This window comes from Sinorhizobium prairiense (genome assembly GCF_029201645.2).
Classification (GTDB): Bacteria; Pseudomonadota; Alphaproteobacteria; order Rhizobiales; family Rhizobiaceae; genus Sinorhizobium; species Sinorhizobium meliloti_A.
Genome location: NZ_CP104131.1, coordinates 1520451 through 1538397 on the forward strand (window position 1 = coordinate 1520451; position 17947 = coordinate 1538397).

The window sequence follows — 17947 nt, forward strand, 5'->3', positions numbered from 1 at the left end:
TATTTAGTGTTTGCAGCCAGCATCATCACAAGATACAGGATTACCCAGGAGCTGGGTTTCCTCACATCGACAGAAATTTTCAGGCTGGCTGCGAGATCCATCGCGGCCGGGCGAGGTTAACTGCGCTTTAGCGCATGGCAACAAAGGACGGGACAATGAAGATCGAGCGTCGTTTCACAAAGGCAGGGCAATCCGCCTATGCCGAGATTGAGTTCCGCAAGGCGACGAGTGAGATCAAGAACCCGGACGGGTCCGTGGTCTTCCGCCTTGCGGATATCGACGTGCCAGCGCAGTTCTCGCAGGTCGCCGCCGATATTCTCGCCCAGAAATATTTCCGCAAGGCCGGCGTGCCGGCAAAACTGAAGCGCGTGGAGGAAAACGACGTGCCGTCCTTCCTCTGGCGCTCGGTTCCGGACGCCGACGCGCTGAAGGCGCTGCCGAAGGAAGAGCAGTACGGTTCCGAAACCGATGCCCGCCAGGTTTTCGATCGCCTGGCCGGCACCTGGGCCTATTGGGGCTGGAAGGGCGGCTATTTCGACACGGAAGAGGACGCCAGCGCCTTCCGTGACGAGCTCGCCTACATGCTCGCCACCCAGCGCGTTGCTCCGAACTCGCCGCAATGGTTCAACACCGGCCTCCACTGGGCCTATGGCATCGACGGCCCCGGCCAGGGCCACTTCTACGTCGATCCCTTCACCGGCAAGCTGACGAAGTCCAAGTCTGCCTACGAACACCCGCAGCCGCACGCCTGCTTCATTCAGTCGGTCGCGGACGACCTCGTCAACGAGGGCGGCATCATGGATCTCTGGGTGCGCGAGGCGCGCCTCTTCAAATACGGCTCCGGTACCGGCTCGAACTTCTCGCATCTGCGCGCCGAAGGCGAAAGGCTCTCGGGCGGCGGCAAGTCCTCCGGCCTCATGAGCTTCCTGAAGATCGGCGACCGCGCCGCGGGCGCCATCAAGTCGGGCGGCACGACGCGCCGCGCCGCCAAGATGGTCGTCGTCGATATCGACCATCCCGATATCGAGGAATATATCAACTGGAAGGTCAAGGAAGAGCAGAAGGTCGCCGCCCTCGTCACCGGCTCGAAGATGGTCGCCAAGCACCTGAAGGCGATCATGAAGGCCTGCATCAATTGCGACGGCAGCGACGATGCCTGCTTCGATCCCAAGCAGAACCCGGCGCTGAAGCGCGAGATCCGCGCCGCCAAGCAGGCGCTGGTTCCGGAGAACTATGTCAAACGCGTCATTCAGTTCGCGCGTCAGGGTTATAAGGACATCCAGTTCAAGACCTATGACACGGATTGGGATTCGGAGGCCTATCTCACGGTTTCCGGCCAGAATTCCAACAACTCGGTCTCGATCAAGGACGACTTCCTGCGCGCCGTGGAGGCGGATGGCGATTGGCACCTGACCGCCCGCAAGGACGGCCGCGTCATGAAGACCCTGAAGGCGCGCGATCTCTGGGAGTCGATCTCCCACGCCGCCTGGGCCTCGGCCGATCCGGGCCTGCACTTCAACACGACGATGAACGACTGGCACACCTGCCCGGCTGCAGGCCCGATCCGCGCATCGAACCCGTGCTCGGAATACATGTTCCTCGACGACACGGCTTGCAATCTCGCCTCGCTCAACCTGATGCAGTTCAAGGATGCCGCGACCAAGCGGATCAATATCGGCGACTATGAGCATGCCGTCCGTCTTTGGACGGTCGTTCTCGAAGTCTCGGTGATGATGGCGCAGTTCCCGTCCCGCGAGATCGCCGAGCTCTCCTACGAATACCGCACGCTCGGCCTCGGCTATGCGAATATCGGCGGCCTGCTGATGTCGTCAGGCATTCCCTATGACTCCCCGAGGGCCGCGCCATCGCCGGCGCGCTGACCGCGATCATGACCGGCGTCGCCTATGCCACCTCGGCCGAGATCTCCGCAAAGCTCGGCCCCTTCCCCGGCTTTGCGCCCAACCGCGACAACATGCTGCGCGTCATGCGCAATCACCGCCGCGCGGCTCACGGCGACACCGCCGGTTATGAGGGCCTGTCCGTCAACCCGGTCGCGCTCGTCCACGGCGATTGCCCGGACCAGGACCTGATCGCCCATGCCAAGAGCGCCTGGGACAAGGCGGTCGAGCTCGGCGAGAAGCACGGCTACCGCAACGCTCAGGCCACCGTGATCGCGCCGACCGGTACGATCGGGCTCGTAATGGATTGCGACACGACCGGCATCGAGCCCGATTTCGCCCTGGTGAAGTTCAAGAAGCTCGCCGGCGGCGGCTACTTCAAGATCATCAACCGTGCTGTTCCCGAGGCGTTGCGCACGCTCGGCTACTCGGAAAGCCAGATCGCCGAGATGGAGGCTTATGCCGTCGGCCACGGCAACCTCAACCAGGCGCCCGCCATCAACCCGACGACGTTGAAGGCCAAGGGCTTCACCGACGAGAAGATCGAAGCCGTCAATGCGGCGCTTAAAGCTGCCTTCGACATCAAGTTCGTCTTCAACCAGTGGACGCTCGGCGCCGATTTCCTCAAGGCGACGCTGAAGGTCAGCGACGAGCAGCTTGCCTCAATGGACTTCAACCTGCTCGAGCATCTGGGCTTCTCCAGAAAGGACATCGAAGCCGCCAACATCCATGTCTGCGGCGCGATGACGCTCGAAGGAGCACCGTTCCTGAAAGCAGAGCACCTGCCGGTCTTCGATTGCGCCAATCCCTGCGGCAAGATCGGCAAGCGCTACCTCTCGGTCGAAAGCCATATCCGCATGATGGCGGCCGCCCAGCCCTTCATTTCGGGTGCAATCTCCAAGACGATCAACATGCCGAACGAGGCGACCGTCGAGGATTGCAAGAACGCCTACATGCTCTCCTGGAAGCTCGCGCTGAAGGCGAATGCGCTCTACCGCGACGGTTCCAAGCTCTCGCAGCCGCTGAACGCCTCGCTGATCGAAGATGAGGAAGACGAGGACGCGATCGAAGAGCTGATGCAGGCGCCGGCAGCCGCCCAGGCGGTCGCGGTCACCGAGAAGATCATCGAGCGCGTCATCGAGAAGGTAGTGCGCGCCCGCGAGAAACTGCCGAACCGTCGCCAGGGCTATACCCAGAAGGCGATCGTCGGCGGCCACAAGGTGTATCTGCGCACCGGCGAATTCGGTGATGGACGCCTCGGCGAGATCTTCATCGACATGCACAAGGAAGGTGCGGCCTTCCGGGCGATGATGAACAACTTCGCCATCGCCATCTCGCTCGGCCTGCAATATGGCGTGCCGCTCGAAGAATATGTGGAGGCCTTCACCTTCACCAAGTTCGAGCCGGCCGGCATGGTCCAGGGCAATGACGCGATCAAGAACGCGACGTCAATCCTCGACTATGTCTTCCGTGAGCTTGCCGTTTCCTATCTCGGCCGCCACGACCTTGCTCATGTCGACACCTCCGACTTCAGCAACACCGCGCTCGGCCGCGGCATTCAGGAAGGAAAGACCAACCTCGTCTCCACCGGCTGGACCCGCGGCTACAAGCCGTCCATCGTCGGCGGCACGGGCGAGCGCTCCGAACCGAAGGGGGCTTCGACGGCCGCCCCGGCCCGCGCCTCGGCCGGCGCTTCCGTCACCTCGATCTCCGGCAATGCCGTGCGCAAGCTGGAGCCGGCAATCGCCGCCGCCACCTCCGAAGTCGTCGCCTTCAAGCGCGATTACGAGGAACGGGCCGTCGAACTCGCCGAGGAGATTGCCGAAGAAGCGGAACAGGAGGTGACTGCCCTCTTCTCCGACAAGGCCGCGGCAGAGGCCGCTGCGGCAAAGTCCGAGGCAAAGAAGGTCGAAGCCGAACGCCGCGCCCGCTCGATCATGCAGGGCTATACCGGCAACATGTGCTCCGAGTGCCAGAACTTCACGATGGTGCGAAACGGCACGTGCGAGAAGTGCGACACATGCGGCGCCACGAGCGGGTGCAGCTGAGATAGGCGGCGGAAGTTGTAATCAGCCATTGGTTACGACGCACTCCCACTGAAATGACGCAGTAATAGATATGGCCGCCTCCCTGGAAGCGGCCATATCGCTGTTCTGCAGAGGGATTCTCAAAGTGGCAGCGGCTGAGAATAGTCCTAGGCGTCGTTCGAAATATAATCGTTCGGCATTGAGCTGTTCTATCCGCGGGCTTCACGGAAGAGCAAACTCGGACTAGGCCGGCCGCGTCTCCTCCATCGAGCGCCTCACCGAGATCCGCGCCCACCACGCAGCCAGATTCTCATGTTCCCGGAGCATCTCCTGCCCCTCCAGCGCCCTTAGGAAATAATCGAATATCGGGGCGGCATAGAGGTCGGCGAGCGACATGGTCTCGCCTGCGAGCCATGGCGACGCCCCCATGAGATCGGACATCGCCTTCAGGCAGGTCCTTGCTTTCGGCAGCGCTGCAGCGAATACCGCTTCGTCGGCAACTGCGCCGCTTGCCGGCTTTGAGACGCGCTCGACGTAGATCCCCCAGACCAAAGCGGGATAGGCGTAGTTGTCCGCGATGCTGACGATCTGGTTGCAGCGGGCGCGTTCCCGTGGATCGAGGGGCTGAAGCTGCCTCCCGTCGAATACCTCGTCGACATAGCGCGCTATCGCGCCGGTCTCATAAAGCCTGAAGCCTGCATGGTCGAAGGCGGGAATGCGGCCGAAGGGATGTCGCTCGATGTAGTGCGGTGGCGGCCCCTCGGAAGCGAAGATGTCGACGGGAACGAGTTCGTAGCCGATCTCCTTCTCGGCCAGCACCAGCCGCACGATCCGCACGTAGACACTGTAGTCCGCTCCGAACAGGCGCGGTCTTTCCGTCATTGCATTCTCCCCTTGCATGAATATTTCGCCCTAAGATGTAGCCGGCTTTCGCGGCATCGATGCGACGAGACGCGGCAGCGTTCGTCTCACGAAGGAAAAAGCAAAGGAGTCAATGTGAAAGCGATGGACTGCCGCCTCGGGATACCGCAATTTATGCGCGTCTGACGAAGCAGAATCGGAGAGTTCATGTCCCTCAAATATTTGACCGCCCTATTGGCGCTTGCCGTCCTGTCGGGGTGCACCAGCACCGGCGGAAACAACACGACCTATGCTCAATGGTACGGACCGAATCCGGTTCCCAATTTCAGCGCCGCGAGCCCCGGCGGTGTTCGCGTAGGCTATTAAGCACCTGGACCGGCCAAGGAAGCTCGCGGAATTTCGCAGCCGCCTATGTTTTCAAGGTGTGGATAAACCGGTTCCCCTGACGGAGGCGGCACAGTCGCAGCGCCTCCGTTTTGCCATTGCGAGCCGCCGCCGCTTGGGTCGCATTGGATTTGGCCTCGGTAGAGGCGACGATGATCTCGGAGGCGATCACCTCGGCGGGATTAGACCATGATAGTAATCCCCGTCACCGCCGACCACCCGGTCCCCGGTGTGCGAGCACGCCGCCAGCGTGGCGAGTGCGAGCAACAACACGATCTTGCGCATAGGCCCCCATACCTTTCCTAACAGTTTGACGGCCATTGATATTCTGCCATTCGCGCCGGATCAATTCCAAACCTGTCGATCTGCAACTTCTGCGACCAGTTGCCGGCCGAAGTTGGGACATGCGATGCGCGGGCGCTTCTCGTGAGGCGCACCGCGACAGCCCTCTTCCTACGCGACTGAAACGAGTTCATGCGCCGCGTTTCGGGCTTCGCTTCATGCTGTCGTTCTTAAAGCCGCTATGGGGCTGGGCGACATGCTTCAGAAAGGCGTCGGGGGTACGACGCCGGTATAGTATTGGCCTTCCCCCGCATAATACCGTTCGGCGCTGGGCCTTCCCGTTTGCGAGCACGCGCTGAGAGCAAAGATCGCCAACAACAATACGATCGCGCGCATTGATTTACGTCCTTTCGTGAGTGACCTTCTTCAATATGACTTTTATGAACTAAATTTCCTGCCGGCGCAGAAGCCGCGCCGGTTCTCGGTTACGGCTGCGATTGTACATACCGTTCAACCGACGGTACACAAAATTGCGCAACGTTCAGCCCGCAGTCCTCGAATCGTTACGATTTTCTTAAAATTCGATCACCCGATTTCACCTGCTCGCAATCGCAGTCTGGCACAGGAAAGGATTATCGTGCCCGAGGACTGACAGGATGACCCAGGTCGTTACCATCTCCGCGACGACGGCGGCCTATGCGGCGGACGCATTGAAGCCGCCCACACGCCTGCGTGGCGATGGACCTGTCGACGAGGCAATCACACTGCTTTCCGCGCGCGGCCAAGAGCAGGCGGCGGTCCCGAAGATCAGAAGCGCGCTGCCGCTGCACCTCATGCTGATCTGCGCAGAGCGCCGTCTGCCGCAACAGACACAGGCCGAAACGCTTCGCCGCTATCTCGAAAACGCGGAGGACGAAAACGGCCGCGAAGAAGATCGCCGGCAGGAAGATGGACCTGCCGGCGACGAACCGGAGCAAGTTGCGCTCACCGACATGCTCGACCGGTTCATTCAGGGAACCTGAACCGATCAAGGATCACGCCGGCAGCTATTGATGGCTATGCCCGGAATGAGCGCTGCCCGCCGCCGTGCCGACCGGTAGGACATAGTCGACCTCACCGGCCTTCTCGAAGGTAAGCGTCACCGGCACCATGTCGCCCTCGGCAAAGGGCTTCTTCACCTCCATGAACATGAGATGCAGGCTGCCGTTCTTCAGCTCGACTGCCTGACCGGCGGGAACGGCGATGCCGTCCTCGAGCTTGCGCATTTTCATGACGTCGTTCTCCATCGTCATCTCGTGAAGTTCGACTCGACCCGCGGCCGGGCTCTCGACGGCAAGCAGGCGGTCGTCGGCACTGCCGCCGTTCCTGACCACGAAGCCGCCGCCGCCGACCTTGGCACCGGGCAGCATGGCCTTCACGGCTCCGCCCGAGATCTCGAGGTCGCCGACCTTGACCGCTTCGGCCGCGGACTGATGATGCCCCGCGTGAGCGGAGTGCTCATCGCCGCCCGTCGCCATGGTGACGGTGATCGTGGGCGCCGGATGCTCGAGGGAATGGGCGTCCTGGCCCTCCGCCGCCACCTGATCCCAGACTACCTTGCCGTCGGCGCCGCAAAGCTGCGTCGTCGGAAAGGCGAGCACGGTCTCCTTGTCGAAACCCGCGAGTTTCCCGCGCATGACGAAGGTGTCGTAATGTTCGTCGGGAAGGTTGCCGCCTTTCCAGCGGATTTCCAGCGGACCGGAGGAAACCTTGGTGCCGTGATCGTCATAGGTCTTCCGGTAGTCGCCCTTGATGATCTCCAGCTCCCAGCCGGGCTTCGGCTGGGGCTTGGCGAAGACGAACCCCTCCGGCAACTGCACCCGTACTTCGGTCGTCGCCTTGCCGTCGCAGCCATGCGGCACCTGAAGGGTGGCGTTGACGGTCGTTTCGGCCGGCGCGCTATCCGTCTCGAATGTCGCATGGGCATGGGCGGGACCGGCCACGGCAACTGTGAGGCCGGTGGCAAGCAAGGAAAGTCTGATCTTGTTCATGTCGTAATCTCCGAACCACGTGCCGGAACGCGGCCTTCGTGGGTCAATGCCGCATAGCGGCGCAAGAAATTCTGGGTTGGATTCGAGGAGATCTACGGTTGGGCCGGCGGACCGCGCGGTGGCGGCAACAGGCGCAGGGGCAGAAGGACCGCCTCGGCGGCGACGATCGGCGTTCCGGCGATCCAGTTGCCGTTTTCGGCCGTCGAGCTTTCATCGGGCGCCGCCGGCAGGAGCACGGAGGCGGCGAGCCGGCACGCTTCGCAGACGGGAGCCGATGACGACGACTTGCCGTGGCCGGTGTCATGATCGACGCCGCCCGTGCCGAAGCAGATATCGGCGAAGGTGCCGTCGGGGAGAAGATATTCGGCGGAGATCGCCGGGCCGATGGCTTTCGCAAGGGCTGGCTTATGAGCGAAGGACAGGAATAGGAGTGCGAAGGCTGCGAGCAGCCGCACCCCAATTCCCATTTCCGCTCGCGCCCCGTCATGGCCACCTCTCTTCGGTCTTCCCTATCCGCTGCCCAGGAAAATTGCAAAGGCCGATTTTGCCGCACCGGTCGCGGAGGATGAAGCCAGGGCGACAAAAATATGTTTGGTCGCGACATAGGCCCTTGCCAAAATCCGGCCTTCGCCGTTATCTGGATTCGACCTTGTTGGGAGAAACCGGTTCGATCCGGTGCCGAAGGAGCAACCGCCCCGGAAACTCTCAGGCCAAAGGACCAGCAAGGTGCCGGTAGGACTCTGGAGAGAAGCGTTCGCGCTCGCCGAAGGGATAACAATCTCAGGCAAAGGGACAGAGGGGGCTCGAATTTGTCGGCGCATGACGCCGGTATTGTGAGCCGGCGCGAAGACGCGCCAGACCTGGAGGCCGGACTTGGAAGACGTTTCCACCTTGAAACACACGCCGTTGCACGCGCTGCATCTTTCGCTCGGTGCGCGCATGGTGCCCTTCGCCGGTTACGACATGCCGGTCCAATACCCGGAAGGCGTATTGAAGGAGCACCTGCATACCCGCGCCGCCGCCGGCCTTTTCGACGTGTCACACATGGGGCAGATCGTCGTGCGGCCGAAATCGGGAAAAGTCGAGGACGCGGCGCTGGCGCTCGAAAAGCTCGTGCCGGCGGATGTGCTCGGCCTCCGGGAGGGCCGGCAACGCTACGGCCTCTTCACCAATGCCGCAGGCGGTATTCTCGACGACCTGATGATCGTCAATCGCGGCGATCATCTCTTTCTGGTCGTCAACGCGGCCTGCAAGGATGCCGATCTTGCGCATCTCAAGGACGGTCTCGGCAGCGCCTGCGACGTGACCATGCTGACAGACCGTGCCCTGATCGCCCTTCAGGGGCCCCGGGCCGGAGCGGTTCTGTGCGAGCTGTGGGCGGACGTCGCGTCGATGCGCTTCATGGATGTCGCCGAAGCCGACCTTCACGACGTGAGCTGTATCATCTCCCGCTCCGGCTACACCGGCGAGGATGGCTTCGAGATTTCCATTCCCGCCGACGCGGCTGTGGATGTGACGCAGCGCCTGCTCGAACATCCCGACGTCCTGCCCATCGGGCTCGGCGCACGCGACTCGCTCCGCCTCGAAGCGGGGCTTTGTCTCTATGGCAACGATATCGACACGAATACGAGCCCGATCGAAGCGGGCCTCGAATGGGCAATCCAGAAAAGCCGCCGCGCCGGCGGTGAGCGCGCCGGCGGCTTTCCGGGCGCCGGCCGGATACTGGCCGAACTCACCGACGGAGTTTCCAGGCGGCGTGTCGGCCTAAGGCCCGAAGGCCGCGCGCCCGTGCGCGGCAATGCCAATCTCTTTGCCGATGCGGAGGGCAGGACGGCGGCAGGAACCGTCACCTCCGGCGGCTTCGGACCGAGCGTGGATGGACCGGTCGCCATCGGCTATGTCGCCGCCGAGCACGCCGAAATCGGCACCAGACTGTTCGCAGAGGTGCGCGGCAAATACCTGCCCATCGCCGTCACTGCCCTGCCCTTCATCAAACAAACCTACAAACGCTGATCAGGAGAACCTGCGTATGCTGAAATTCACCGAGGAACACGAATGGCTGAAGATCGAGGGCGACGTCGCGACAGTAGGCATCACGGAGCATGCCGCGGGCCAGCTCGGCGATCTTGTCTTCGTGGAGCTGCCGGAAGCGGGTGCCAGCTTCTCCAAGGGCGACTCGGCCGCGACGGTCGAGTCCGTCAAGGCGGCATCGGACGTCTATTGTCCGCTTGATGGCGAAATCGTCGAGGTCAATCAGGCGATCGTCGACGATCCGTCGCTCGTCAACAGCGATCCGCAAGGCGCGGCCTGGTTCTTCAAACTGAAGCTCGCCGATCCGGACGCTGCCAATGCGCTCCTGGACGAAGCGGCCTACAAGGAGTTCGTCGCCTGATGAGCATGCCCAAGGACTTTACCTTTACCGATTACAAGCCTTACGACTTCGCCAATCGACGTCACATCGGCCCTTCGCCGGCCGAGATGGACGAGATGCTGAAGGTCGTCGGCTATCCCAGTCTCGACGCGCTCATCGACGACACCGTGCCGCCGTCGATCCGCCAGCGGACGCCGCTTGCCTGGGGCGAGCCGATGACGGAGCGCGAGGCACTCGACAAGCTGCGCGAGACGGCGAACCGCAACCGGAAGCTCGTGTCCCTGATCGGTCAGGGCTACTACGGGACCATCACCCCGCCGGTCATCCAGCGCAATATCCTCGAGAACCCGGCCTGGTACACCGCCTATACGCCCTATCAGCCGGAAATCAGTCAGGGGCGGCTGGAAGCCCTGCTCAATTACCAGACCATGGTTTGCGATCTGACCGGGCTGGACGTCGCGAACGCCTCGCTGCTCGACGAGGCGACGGCTGCAGCCGAAGCCATGGCCATTGCGGAGCGCGTGGCAAAGTCAAAGGCGAAGGCGTTTTTCATCGATGAGAACTGCCATCCCCAGACGATTGCGCTCCTGAAGACCCGGGCGGAGCCGCTCGGCTGGCAGATCGTCGTCGGCGATCCCTTCGAGGATCTGGACGCTGCCGGCGTCTTCGGCGCGATCTTCCAGTACCCCGGCACTTACGGCCATGTCCGCGACTTCTCGGGCCTGATTGCCAAACTCCACGAGCAGGGTGCAATCGCCGCCGTCGCAGCCGATCCGCTGGCGCTGGCGCTTCTGAAATCTCCGGGTGAAATGGGCGCCGACATCGCGATCGGTTCGACCCAGCGCTTCGGCGTTCCGGTCGGCTACGGTGGGCCGCACGCGGCCTATATGGCGGTCAAGGACGCCTACAAGCGCTCCATGCCCGGCCGCCTCGTGGGCGTGTCGGTCGATGCACGGGGCAACCGCGCCTACCGGCTGTCGCTCCAGACCCGTGAGCAGCATATCCGGCGCGAGAAGGCGACATCGAACATCTGTACCGCGCAGGTACTGCTTGCCGTCATGGCCTCCATGTATGCGGTCTTCCATGGTCCGGACGGATTAAAGGCGATCGCCCAGAGCGTGCACCAGAAGACGGTGCGGCTTGCCATGGGATTGGAAAAGCTCGGCTATACCGTCGAACCGGATGTCTTCTTCGATACGATCACCGTCGAAGTCGGCAAGCTGCAGGGCATCATCCTCAAAGCCGCCGTGGCCGAGGAGGTAAACCTTCGCAAGATCGGAACGACCAGGATCGGCATCAGTCTCGACGAACGTTCGCGGCCGGTCACGCTCGAGGCCGTCTGGCGCGCCTTCGGCGGCGATTTCAAGGTCGAGGAATTCGAACCGGACTACCGCCTGCCGCAGGAACTGCTGCGCACCAGCGCCTATCTCACCCATCCGATCTTTCACATGAACCGCGCCGAGAGCGAGATGACGCGCTACATGCGCCGCCTCGCCGATCGCGATCTGGCGCTCGACCGCGCAATGATCCCGCTCGGCTCCTGCACGATGAAGCTCAACGCGACAGCGGAAATGCTGCCGATCACCTGGCCGGAGTTTTCGGAAATCCATCCCTTCGTGCCGACCGACCAGGCACTCGGCTACCAGCATCTGATAGAAGACCTGTCGCAAAAGCTCTGCGCGATCACCGGTTATGATGCGATGTCGATGCAGCCGAACTCGGGTGCCCAAGGTGAATATGCCGGTCTGCTCGCGATCCGCGCCTACCATATCGCCAACGGCAACGCACATCGCGACGTCTGCCTGATACCGACATCGGCGCACGGCACGAATCCGGCCTCGGCGCAGATGGCCGGCATGAAGGTGGTGGTCGTCAAGGTAAGCGACGCCGGCGAGATCGACATGGACGATTTCCGCGCCAAGGCGGAGCAGTATGCGGACTCCCTCTCCTGCTGCATGATCACCTATCCCTCGACGCACGGCGTGTTCGAGGAGAACGTCCGCGAGGTCTGCGAGGTCGTCCATAAGCATGGCGGCCAGGTTTATTTGGACGGCGCCAACATGAATGCGATGGTTGGCCTTTCCCGCCCCGGCGACATCGGCTCGGATGTCAGTCATTTGAACCTGCACAAGACCTTCTGCATTCCGCATGGCGGCGGCGGCCCCGGCATGGGCCCGATCGGCGTCAAGTCGCATCTCGCCCCCTTCCTTCCGGGACACCCGCAGACCGACGGGCACGAGGGCGCTGTTTCCGCCGCACCGTTCGGGTCGGCCTCGATCCTGCCGATCTCCTGGAGCTACTGCCTGATGATGGGCGGGGAAGGCCTGACGCAAGCGACCAAGGTCGCGATTCTCAACGCCAACTACGTCGCCGCCCGGCTGAAGGGTGCTTATGACGTGCTCTACAAGTCGGCGAAGGGCCGGGTCGCGCATGAATGCATCATTGACACCCGTCCCCTCGCCGAACGCGCCGGCGTCACAGTCGACGACGTCGCCAAGCGCCTGATCGACTGCGGCTTCCATGCGCCGACGATGAGCTGGCCGGTCGCGGGCACACTGATGATCGAACCCACGGAATCGGAAACGAAGGCCGAGCTCGACCGCTTCTGCGACGCCATGCTGGCAATCCGCGAAGAGGCCCGCGCCATCGAGGACGGCCGGATGGACAAGGTCAACAATCCGCTGAAGAACGCGCCACATACGGTCGAGGACCTCGTCGGCGACTGGGACCGGCCCTATTCGCGCGAGCAGGCCTGCTTCCCACCGGGCGCCTTCCGCGTGGACAAATACTGGTCGCCGGTCAACCGTGTCGACAATGTCTATGGCGACCGTAATCTCGTCTGCACCTGCCCGCCGATCGAGAGCTACGCGGAAGCGGCGGAATGACGATGTGATCCGATCGGGTGCGGTTCATGCGCCGCGCCTGCCTGCCACGTCCTGACAGCAAAAGCCTGGCTAAGCCGGGCTTTTTGCTGGTCTAAGCACTTCGAGGAGAAGTCTGTAGCGGTTTTCGGTCGGGAAGATAATTTCGAGGTATTAGAGGGTTCACTAACGGTTCCTCAAAAAAGAAAAAGCCGCCCGGAGGCGGCCTCTTCCTATCTCTGAGAGATGCGATTACTCGGCGCTCTCGTCCGCAGCCTTCTTCTTGGCCGGGGCCTTCTTCTTCGGCGCGGCGGCTTCTTCGCCCTCGCCGGCTTCGGCCTTGGCGGCTGCCTTCTTCTTGGAGGCCGTCTTCTTGGCCGGCTTTTCGTCGGCTTCGTCGTCAGCCGTCAGCTCTTCCTTCGAGACCTTCTTGTCGGTCACCGAAACCTCGGTGAGCAGGTGGTCGACAACCTTCTCCTCGAAGAGCGGTGCGCGCAGCGAGGCGGCAGCACCGGGCGTGTTGCGGAAGTATTCGAGGATTTCTTTTTCCTGCCCGGGGAACTGGCGCAGCTGCTCGAACAGCGAACGCTGCATCTCGTCATCGCTGACCTGGACGCCGGCCTTTTCGCCGATTTCGGAGAGAACCAGGCCGAGGCGGACGCGACGCTCGGCGAGCTTGCGATATTCGGCGCGCGCATCTTCTTCCGTCGTGTCTTCATCGGCGAAGGTCTTGCCGGCCTGCTGCAGGTCGGTGTTGATCTGGCGCCAGATGTTCTCGAACTCGGCATCGACGAGGCGCTCGGGCGTATCGAACTGATAGAGTTCGTCGAGCTGATCGAGAAGCTGGCGCTTGACCTTCTGGCGGGTGATCGAGCCGAACTGGCTTTCGATCTGGCCGCGGACGATTTCCTTCAGCTTGTCGACGGATTCGAGGCCGAGCTTCGTTGCCAGCTCGTCGTTGATCTCGATCGGGGCAGCGGCAGCGACATCCTTGACGGTGATGTCGAAGGTCGCTTCCTTGCCGGCAAGGTTGGCTGCCGGATAATCGGCCGGGAACGTGACCGTAATGGTCTTTTCATCGCCGGCCTTTACGCCGACAAGCTGCTCCTCGAAGCCCGGGATGAAGCGGTTGGACCCGAGCACGAGCTCCGCATCTTCGTCCTTGCCGCCGTCAAAGGCTTCGCCGTCGACCTTGCCGAGATAGTCGACCGTGACGCGGTCGCCATTGGCAGCCTTGCCCTTCTTCAATTCGTAAGTGCGGGCGCTCTCGGCGATGCGCTGGATCTGCTCGTTGACTTCATCCTCGCTGACGTCGACGACCTCACGGGTGACCTTGATGCCGCTTGCATCCTTGAGTTCGATCGGCGGAATGATTTCGTAGGCGACCGTGAATTCGAAATCGGCTTGGGCGCTCAGGATCTTGTCGGCTTCTGCCTCGTCCTCGGTCATCGCGATTTCGGGCTGGGTGGCCGACTTTTCGCCGCGGCTCGTGAGGATTTCCGTCGGCTTTTCACGAACGATCTCGTTGACGAGATCGGCCATGATCGACTTGCCGTAAACCTTCTTAAGGTGCGCAACCGGCACCTTGCCGGGACGGAAGCCGTTGATGCGAACACGATCCTTCACTTCGACGAGGCGCTCGTTCATCCGAGCCTGCATTTCGTCGGCCGGGATAACGACCTTGAGTTCGCGCTTCAGCCCTTGAGCGAGCGTTTCGATAACCTGCATGTTAAAACCTTCACTTCACGTTGACAGTGCTCTTCCCTTGAAAGGCTAGGCGAGCACGTGAGCCGATCCATTTGCCGGGAGTGGCTTTACGCAATTCCGACCGCTTTGCAAGCAAAATGGCGCCTTGCCGGCCCTCCCAGCGCCGAATACCGACGCGTGACTGCTATATCGTCCTGGTGCGGGTAGAGAGACTTGAACTCCCACGCCTTGCGGCACCAGAACCTAAATCTGGCGTGTCTACCAATTTCACCATACCCGCGTTCAGACGACCGCACCGCCCAATCGCATTCCTCACAAGATCTCATCAGCGGAATGCCGCGGATATTCTTGGGCCATGCGAAAGGTTCAGGGCTCCCGAGCGCGGCGTCTCTATAACACTCGTTTTCATCGGATCAAAGGGAAAATGCTCGCGCCCGTTGCCCGCTCGCAGCCATGGCTTCGAACGGGCAGCTCGAGGCTCCTTAGCAAAGGATGCCGGCAGAAACGTGATGCTGCGTTCCACCGCATGACAGCCACTGGATCCTCGCCCTCCATCGGCGGGACGGCGAACGGCAATCCGCGTTGCGCAATCCGCATATCTTCCATGTGGACATTGCACTGCACAAATCGATTTAAGGCCACTATATTCCAAATCAACGAAGCGCCGCGGTGATAGCCGAATGGACGCCGGCGGGCATGATCGCCCGCAGCGGGAAATCCCGCGAAGATCCGAGCCTGAGCTCGACAGAATTCGAAGCTGCGCACTCCTCCTCCCATCGCCGCTTCGATAGGATTGGCAATACTCCTCCTCCCAGTTGCCAATCGCATTTGTGACGCCCGCCGGTCCTCCCCCGACGGGCGTCATTCTCCCCTCAGATATTCCGTACGGCACCTCCATCTGCCCATTATTTCGGCATTTTGCGATCGTCCGACGCTTGAGCCATGCACCATTTGCATAGGTGCCATTCCCGGCGGCCCCTAGCAGAATCCGGGGTTCGGCCTATATTCCAATTATCGATCGGGCAGCGCACTCCTCCTCCCAGCGCACCCGATACGGATTGGCGACACTCCTCCTCCCGGTTGCCAATCAGATCAAGCAACGCCCGCTGGACCTCCTCCCCCAGCGGGCGTTGTTTATTTCTGCCAACTCCCTTGCTCCGAGAATCGCACTGCGCGCCGCGCGCTCTGATAGACCGCCAAGGTCTTTGGAACGGTCTGGAAATGCGCAAGAGCGCCGGCATCGGCAACAAAAGGTTAAACTCCGGTTAATGCCACCGAAAAGCTTTGCACGCCGCGCATGGGTGCGATGCAGCATTAGCTCTGTAATCCCGGCTCAAACCGATTATATTCCGGTTCATAAGATGACGGCCAGCAAGAGAGATAGAGCGCTGGCGAACGACCTAGAAAGGAATAGGATCATGAACCTCGCACGTTCTTTCAACAACTGGCGCAAGTATCGTCAGACCTGCAACGAGCTCGGCCGCATGAGCGACCGTGAGCTGACTGACTTGGGCATCGGCCGCGCAGACATCCCCTACGTTGCCCGTCAGGCAATCAAGTAAGCATCAAGCTTTCGCCAGATAATGGCCGTTCAAACGCCTTCCGGTTCGCCGGCGGGCGTTTTTTTATTCTGCTGAGTCGTTCTGATGTCGTGCAGCAATCCCTGCAAAAGCAACTTAACCGAAACTTAATCGATGGCGCATTTTCGGGCCGGCCGAGATGCATGCTCACAAAACGATCGATGCACTGCACAAATGCATAGCAGATGCATCTACTTTGCACTCCATCTTCCAGTTAGACAAGCGTATAAGAACCTCAACGACGCAGACAATCACTGTCGCGAGCGATCTTCTTGAGGAAACGACCATGAACCCGATTCGCATTGCAAAAAGCTGGATCAACTACCGCCGTACCGTTGCCGAGCTGGGCAGCCTTTCCAACCACGCTCTTAACGATATCGGCATTACGCGCTACGACATCCGCAACATTGCGGCTCGCTCCTTCCGCTAATCGGATCGAGCATTGCTTGGCTTGAAGACGGCGCCCTCGGGCGCCGTTTTCGTTTCTTGGAAGCGACGGATGCCTGTGGTAGGAAGCCGCCCATGAACAAAACGACGTCCTCCCATTCGCCCATTCACGTCATTGGCGGCGGCCTCGCCGGGTCGGAAGCCGCCTGGCAGATCGCCGAAGCGGGCGTGCCGGTCATTCTGCATGAAATGCGCGGCGTGCGCGGCACGGATGCGCACAAGACCGAGAGCCTCGCCGAACTCGTCTGCTCGAACTCTTTCCGCTCCGACGATGCGACCAGCAATGCCGTCGGCGTGCTCCATGCGGAGATGCGTCTTGCGGGCTCGCTCATCATGCGATGCGCCGATCTCAACCAGGTGCCCGCAGGCGGTGCGCTCGCCGTCGATCGCGAAGGCTTTGCCGAGGCCGTCAGCGCAGCGATCGCAGACCATCCGCTGATCACGGTTCTGCGGGAAGAGATCGGGGGCCTGCCGCCGAAGGACTGGGATCTCGCCATCATTGCGACCGGCCCGCTTACAGCACCGGACCTCGCCGAGGCGATCCGCACGGAGACCGGCGCCGATGCCCTGGCCTTCTTCGACGCCATCGCACCGATCGTCCATGCCGACACGATCGACATGGATATCTGCTGGCATCAGTCGCGCTACGACAAGGTCGGCCCGGGCGGCACGGGCAAGGATTATATCAACTGCCCCCTCACACAGGAGCAGTATGACGCCTTCGTCGATGCGCTCATTGCCGGGGACAAGGCCGGCTTCAAGGAATGGGAAGGCACACCCTATTTCGACGGCTGCCTCCCGATCGAAGTCATGGCAGAGCGCGGCCGCGAGACCCTGCGTCACGGGCCGATGAAGCCGATGGGCCTCACCAACGCCCATAATCCCTCGGTCAAGCCCTATGCCGTGGTTCAGCTTAGGCAGGACAACGCGCTCGGCACGCTCTACAACATGGTCGGCTTCCAGACGAAACTGAAATACGGCGCGCAGGGCGAAGTCTTTCGGATGATTCCGGGGCTCCAAAACGCCGAGTTTGCGAGGCTCGGCGGCCTGCACCGCAACACCTATATCAACTCGCCGACACTCCTCGACAATTCGCTGACGCTCAAGTCACGTCCGGGCTTGCGCTTTGCCGGCCAGATAACCGGCTGCGAGGGCTATGTGGAAAGCGCGAGCATCGGCCTGCTGGCGGGCCGCTTCGCCGCGGCGGAACGCAAAGGCGCCTCACCCGTCCTACCTCCGGTGACCACGGCCTTCGGTGCTCTTCTCGATCACATCACCGGCGGCCACATCGTCTCCGACGACGAACCGGGCAAGCGCTCGTTCCAACCGATGAACATCAATTTCGGACTGTTTCCGCCGCTCGAACCGGGCGCCATGACGAGGCCGGAGGGTGCCAAACGCTTCCGTGGCAAGGAGAAGGCGCTCGCCAAGAAGCAGGCGATGGCGTCACGCGCGCTGAGCGATTGCGCAAGCTGGCTCGGCAACGCCGTCTGACGAGC

The 17947-nt window shown here is 61.8% G+C and carries 11 protein-coding genes, 1 tRNA gene, 2 pseudogenes and 1 riboswitch; of the genes and pseudogenes, 9 read left to right on the forward strand and 5 right to left on the reverse strand.

Annotated features, from left to right (window positions below; genetic code table 11):
• Positions 1-155: 155 nt before the first annotated feature.
• Positions 156-3946, forward strand: a pseudogene (locus tag N0Q91_RS09965) (vitamin B12-dependent ribonucleotide reductase).
• 222 nt (positions 3947-4168) lie between these two features.
• Here N0Q91_RS09965 and N0Q91_RS09970 read toward each other — a convergent pair.
• Positions 4169-4807 (reverse strand): glutathione S-transferase family protein, encoded by a 639-nt coding sequence (locus N0Q91_RS09970; protein ID WP_275597984.1) that lies wholly within the window; start codon positions 4805-4807, stop codon positions 4169-4171.
• A 186-nt stretch (positions 4808-4993) separates the two neighbouring features.
• Between N0Q91_RS09970 and N0Q91_RS09975 the strand changes: the two genes are divergently transcribed.
• On the forward strand, positions 4994-5152 hold the full coding sequence (locus N0Q91_RS09975) for a hypothetical protein (RefSeq protein ID WP_018097708.1): 159 nt from the start codon (positions 4994-4996) through the stop codon (positions 5150-5152).
• 956 nt (positions 5153-6108) lie between these two features.
• On the forward strand, positions 6109-6474 hold the full coding sequence (locus N0Q91_RS09980) for a hypothetical protein (RefSeq protein WP_275597985.1): 366 nt from the start codon (positions 6109-6111) through the stop codon (positions 6472-6474).
• Between the two features lie 24 nt (positions 6475-6498).
• Here N0Q91_RS09980 and N0Q91_RS09985 read toward each other — a convergent pair whose 3' ends face one another.
• Together N0Q91_RS09985 and N0Q91_RS09990 are read right to left on the reverse strand one after the other, a co-directional pair.
• A complete protein-coding gene (locus N0Q91_RS09985) occupies positions 6499-7482 on the reverse strand; it encodes a DUF1775 domain-containing protein (protein WP_275597986.1) in 984 nt (327 codons plus the stop codon).
• A 92-nt stretch (positions 7483-7574) separates the two neighbouring features.
• A pseudogene (locus N0Q91_RS09990) lies at positions 7575-7969 on the reverse strand (hypothetical protein).
• 156 nt (positions 7970-8125) lie between these two features.
• Positions 8126-8213, forward strand: a riboswitch (glycine riboswitch).
• 142 nt (positions 8214-8355) lie between these two features.
• Between N0Q91_RS09990 and gcvT the strand changes: the two are divergent.
• The 3 genes from gcvT to gcvP are packed head-to-tail and all read left to right on the forward strand — an operon-like array spanning position 8356 to position 12738.
• Entirely contained in the window at positions 8356-9495 is a 1140-nt protein-coding gene (gene gcvT, locus N0Q91_RS09995) for a glycine cleavage system aminomethyltransferase GcvT (RefSeq protein WP_275597988.1), read from the forward strand.
• Between the two features lie 16 nt (positions 9496-9511).
• Positions 9512-9874, forward strand: a complete 363-nt coding sequence (gcvH, locus tag N0Q91_RS10000) for a glycine cleavage system protein GcvH (RefSeq protein WP_029962390.1) — start codon at positions 9512-9514, stop codon at positions 9872-9874.
• A complete protein-coding gene (gene gcvP / locus N0Q91_RS10005) occupies positions 9874-12738 on the forward strand; it encodes an aminomethyl-transferring glycine dehydrogenase (protein ID WP_275597989.1) in 2865 nt (954 codons plus the stop codon). Before gcvH ends, gcvP begins: the two co-directional genes overlap by 1 nt.
• A gap of 228 nt (positions 12739-12966) precedes the next feature.
• Here the strand turns inward: gcvP and tig are convergent, their stop codons facing one another.
• Positions 12967-14442: a trigger factor gene (tig, locus tag N0Q91_RS10010; protein WP_275597990.1), complete on the reverse strand. Its 1476-nt coding sequence runs from the start codon at positions 14440-14442 to the stop codon at positions 12967-12969.
• 174 nt (positions 14443-14616) lie between these two features.
• A tRNA-Leu gene (locus N0Q91_RS10015) sits at positions 14617-14701 on the reverse strand.
• Positions 14702-15839: 1138 nt separating this feature from the next.
• On the opposite strand from N0Q91_RS10015, the gene N0Q91_RS10020 reads away from it, so the two are divergent.
• From N0Q91_RS10020 to trmFO, 3 genes are all read left to right on the forward strand, one after another.
• Positions 15840-15983 carry a DUF1127 domain-containing protein gene (locus N0Q91_RS10020; RefSeq protein WP_003529522.1) on the forward strand — a complete coding sequence of 48 codons (144 nt, stop codon included), beginning with the start codon at positions 15840-15842 and terminating at the stop codon, positions 15981-15983.
• A 304-nt stretch (positions 15984-16287) separates the two neighbouring features.
• Entirely contained in the window at positions 16288-16431 is a 144-nt protein-coding gene (locus N0Q91_RS10025) for a DUF1127 domain-containing protein (protein WP_003529520.1), read from the forward strand.
• Positions 16432-16523: 92 nt separating this feature from the next.
• Positions 16524-17942, forward strand: coding sequence for a methylenetetrahydrofolate--tRNA-(uracil(54)-C(5))-methyltransferase (FADH(2)-oxidizing) TrmFO (gene trmFO, locus N0Q91_RS10030; protein WP_275597991.1), 1419 nt, complete (start codon positions 16524-16526; stop codon positions 17940-17942).
• The last annotated feature ends 5 nt before the right edge of the window (positions 17943-17947 follow it).

Bases quoted from the DNA above. Each gene is read 5' to 3' on its own strand.
- N0Q91_RS09970 (WP_275597984.1), bottom strand. From the start codon at position 4,807: ATGACGGAAAGACCGCGCCTGTTCGGAGCGGACTACAGTGTCTACGTG.
- N0Q91_RS09975 (WP_018097708.1), top strand. From the start codon at position 4,994: ATGTCCCTCAAATATTTGACCGCCCTATTGGCGCTTGCCGTCCTGTCG.
- N0Q91_RS09980 (WP_275597985.1), top strand. From the start codon at position 6,109: ATGACCCAGGTCGTTACCATCTCCGCGACGACGGCGGCCTATGCGGCG.
- N0Q91_RS09985 (WP_275597986.1), bottom strand. From the start codon at position 7,482: ATGAACAAGATCAGACTTTCCTTGCTTGCCACCGGCCTCACAGTTGCC.
- gcvH (WP_029962390.1), top strand. From the start codon at position 9,512: ATGCTGAAATTCACCGAGGAACACGAATGGCTGAAGATCGAGGGCGAC.
- gcvP (WP_275597989.1), top strand. From the start codon at position 9,874: ATGAGCATGCCCAAGGACTTTACCTTTACCGATTACAAGCCTTACGAC.
- tig (WP_275597990.1), bottom strand. From the start codon at position 14,442: ATGCAGGTTATCGAAACGCTCGCTCAAGGGCTGAAGCGCGAACTCAAG.
- N0Q91_RS10020 (WP_003529522.1), top strand. From the start codon at position 15,840: ATGAACCTCGCACGTTCTTTCAACAACTGGCGCAAGTATCGTCAGACC.
- N0Q91_RS10025 (WP_003529520.1), top strand. From the start codon at position 16,288: ATGAACCCGATTCGCATTGCAAAAAGCTGGATCAACTACCGCCGTACC.
- trmFO (WP_275597991.1), top strand. From the start codon at position 16,524: ATGAACAAAACGACGTCCTCCCATTCGCCCATTCACGTCATTGGCGGC.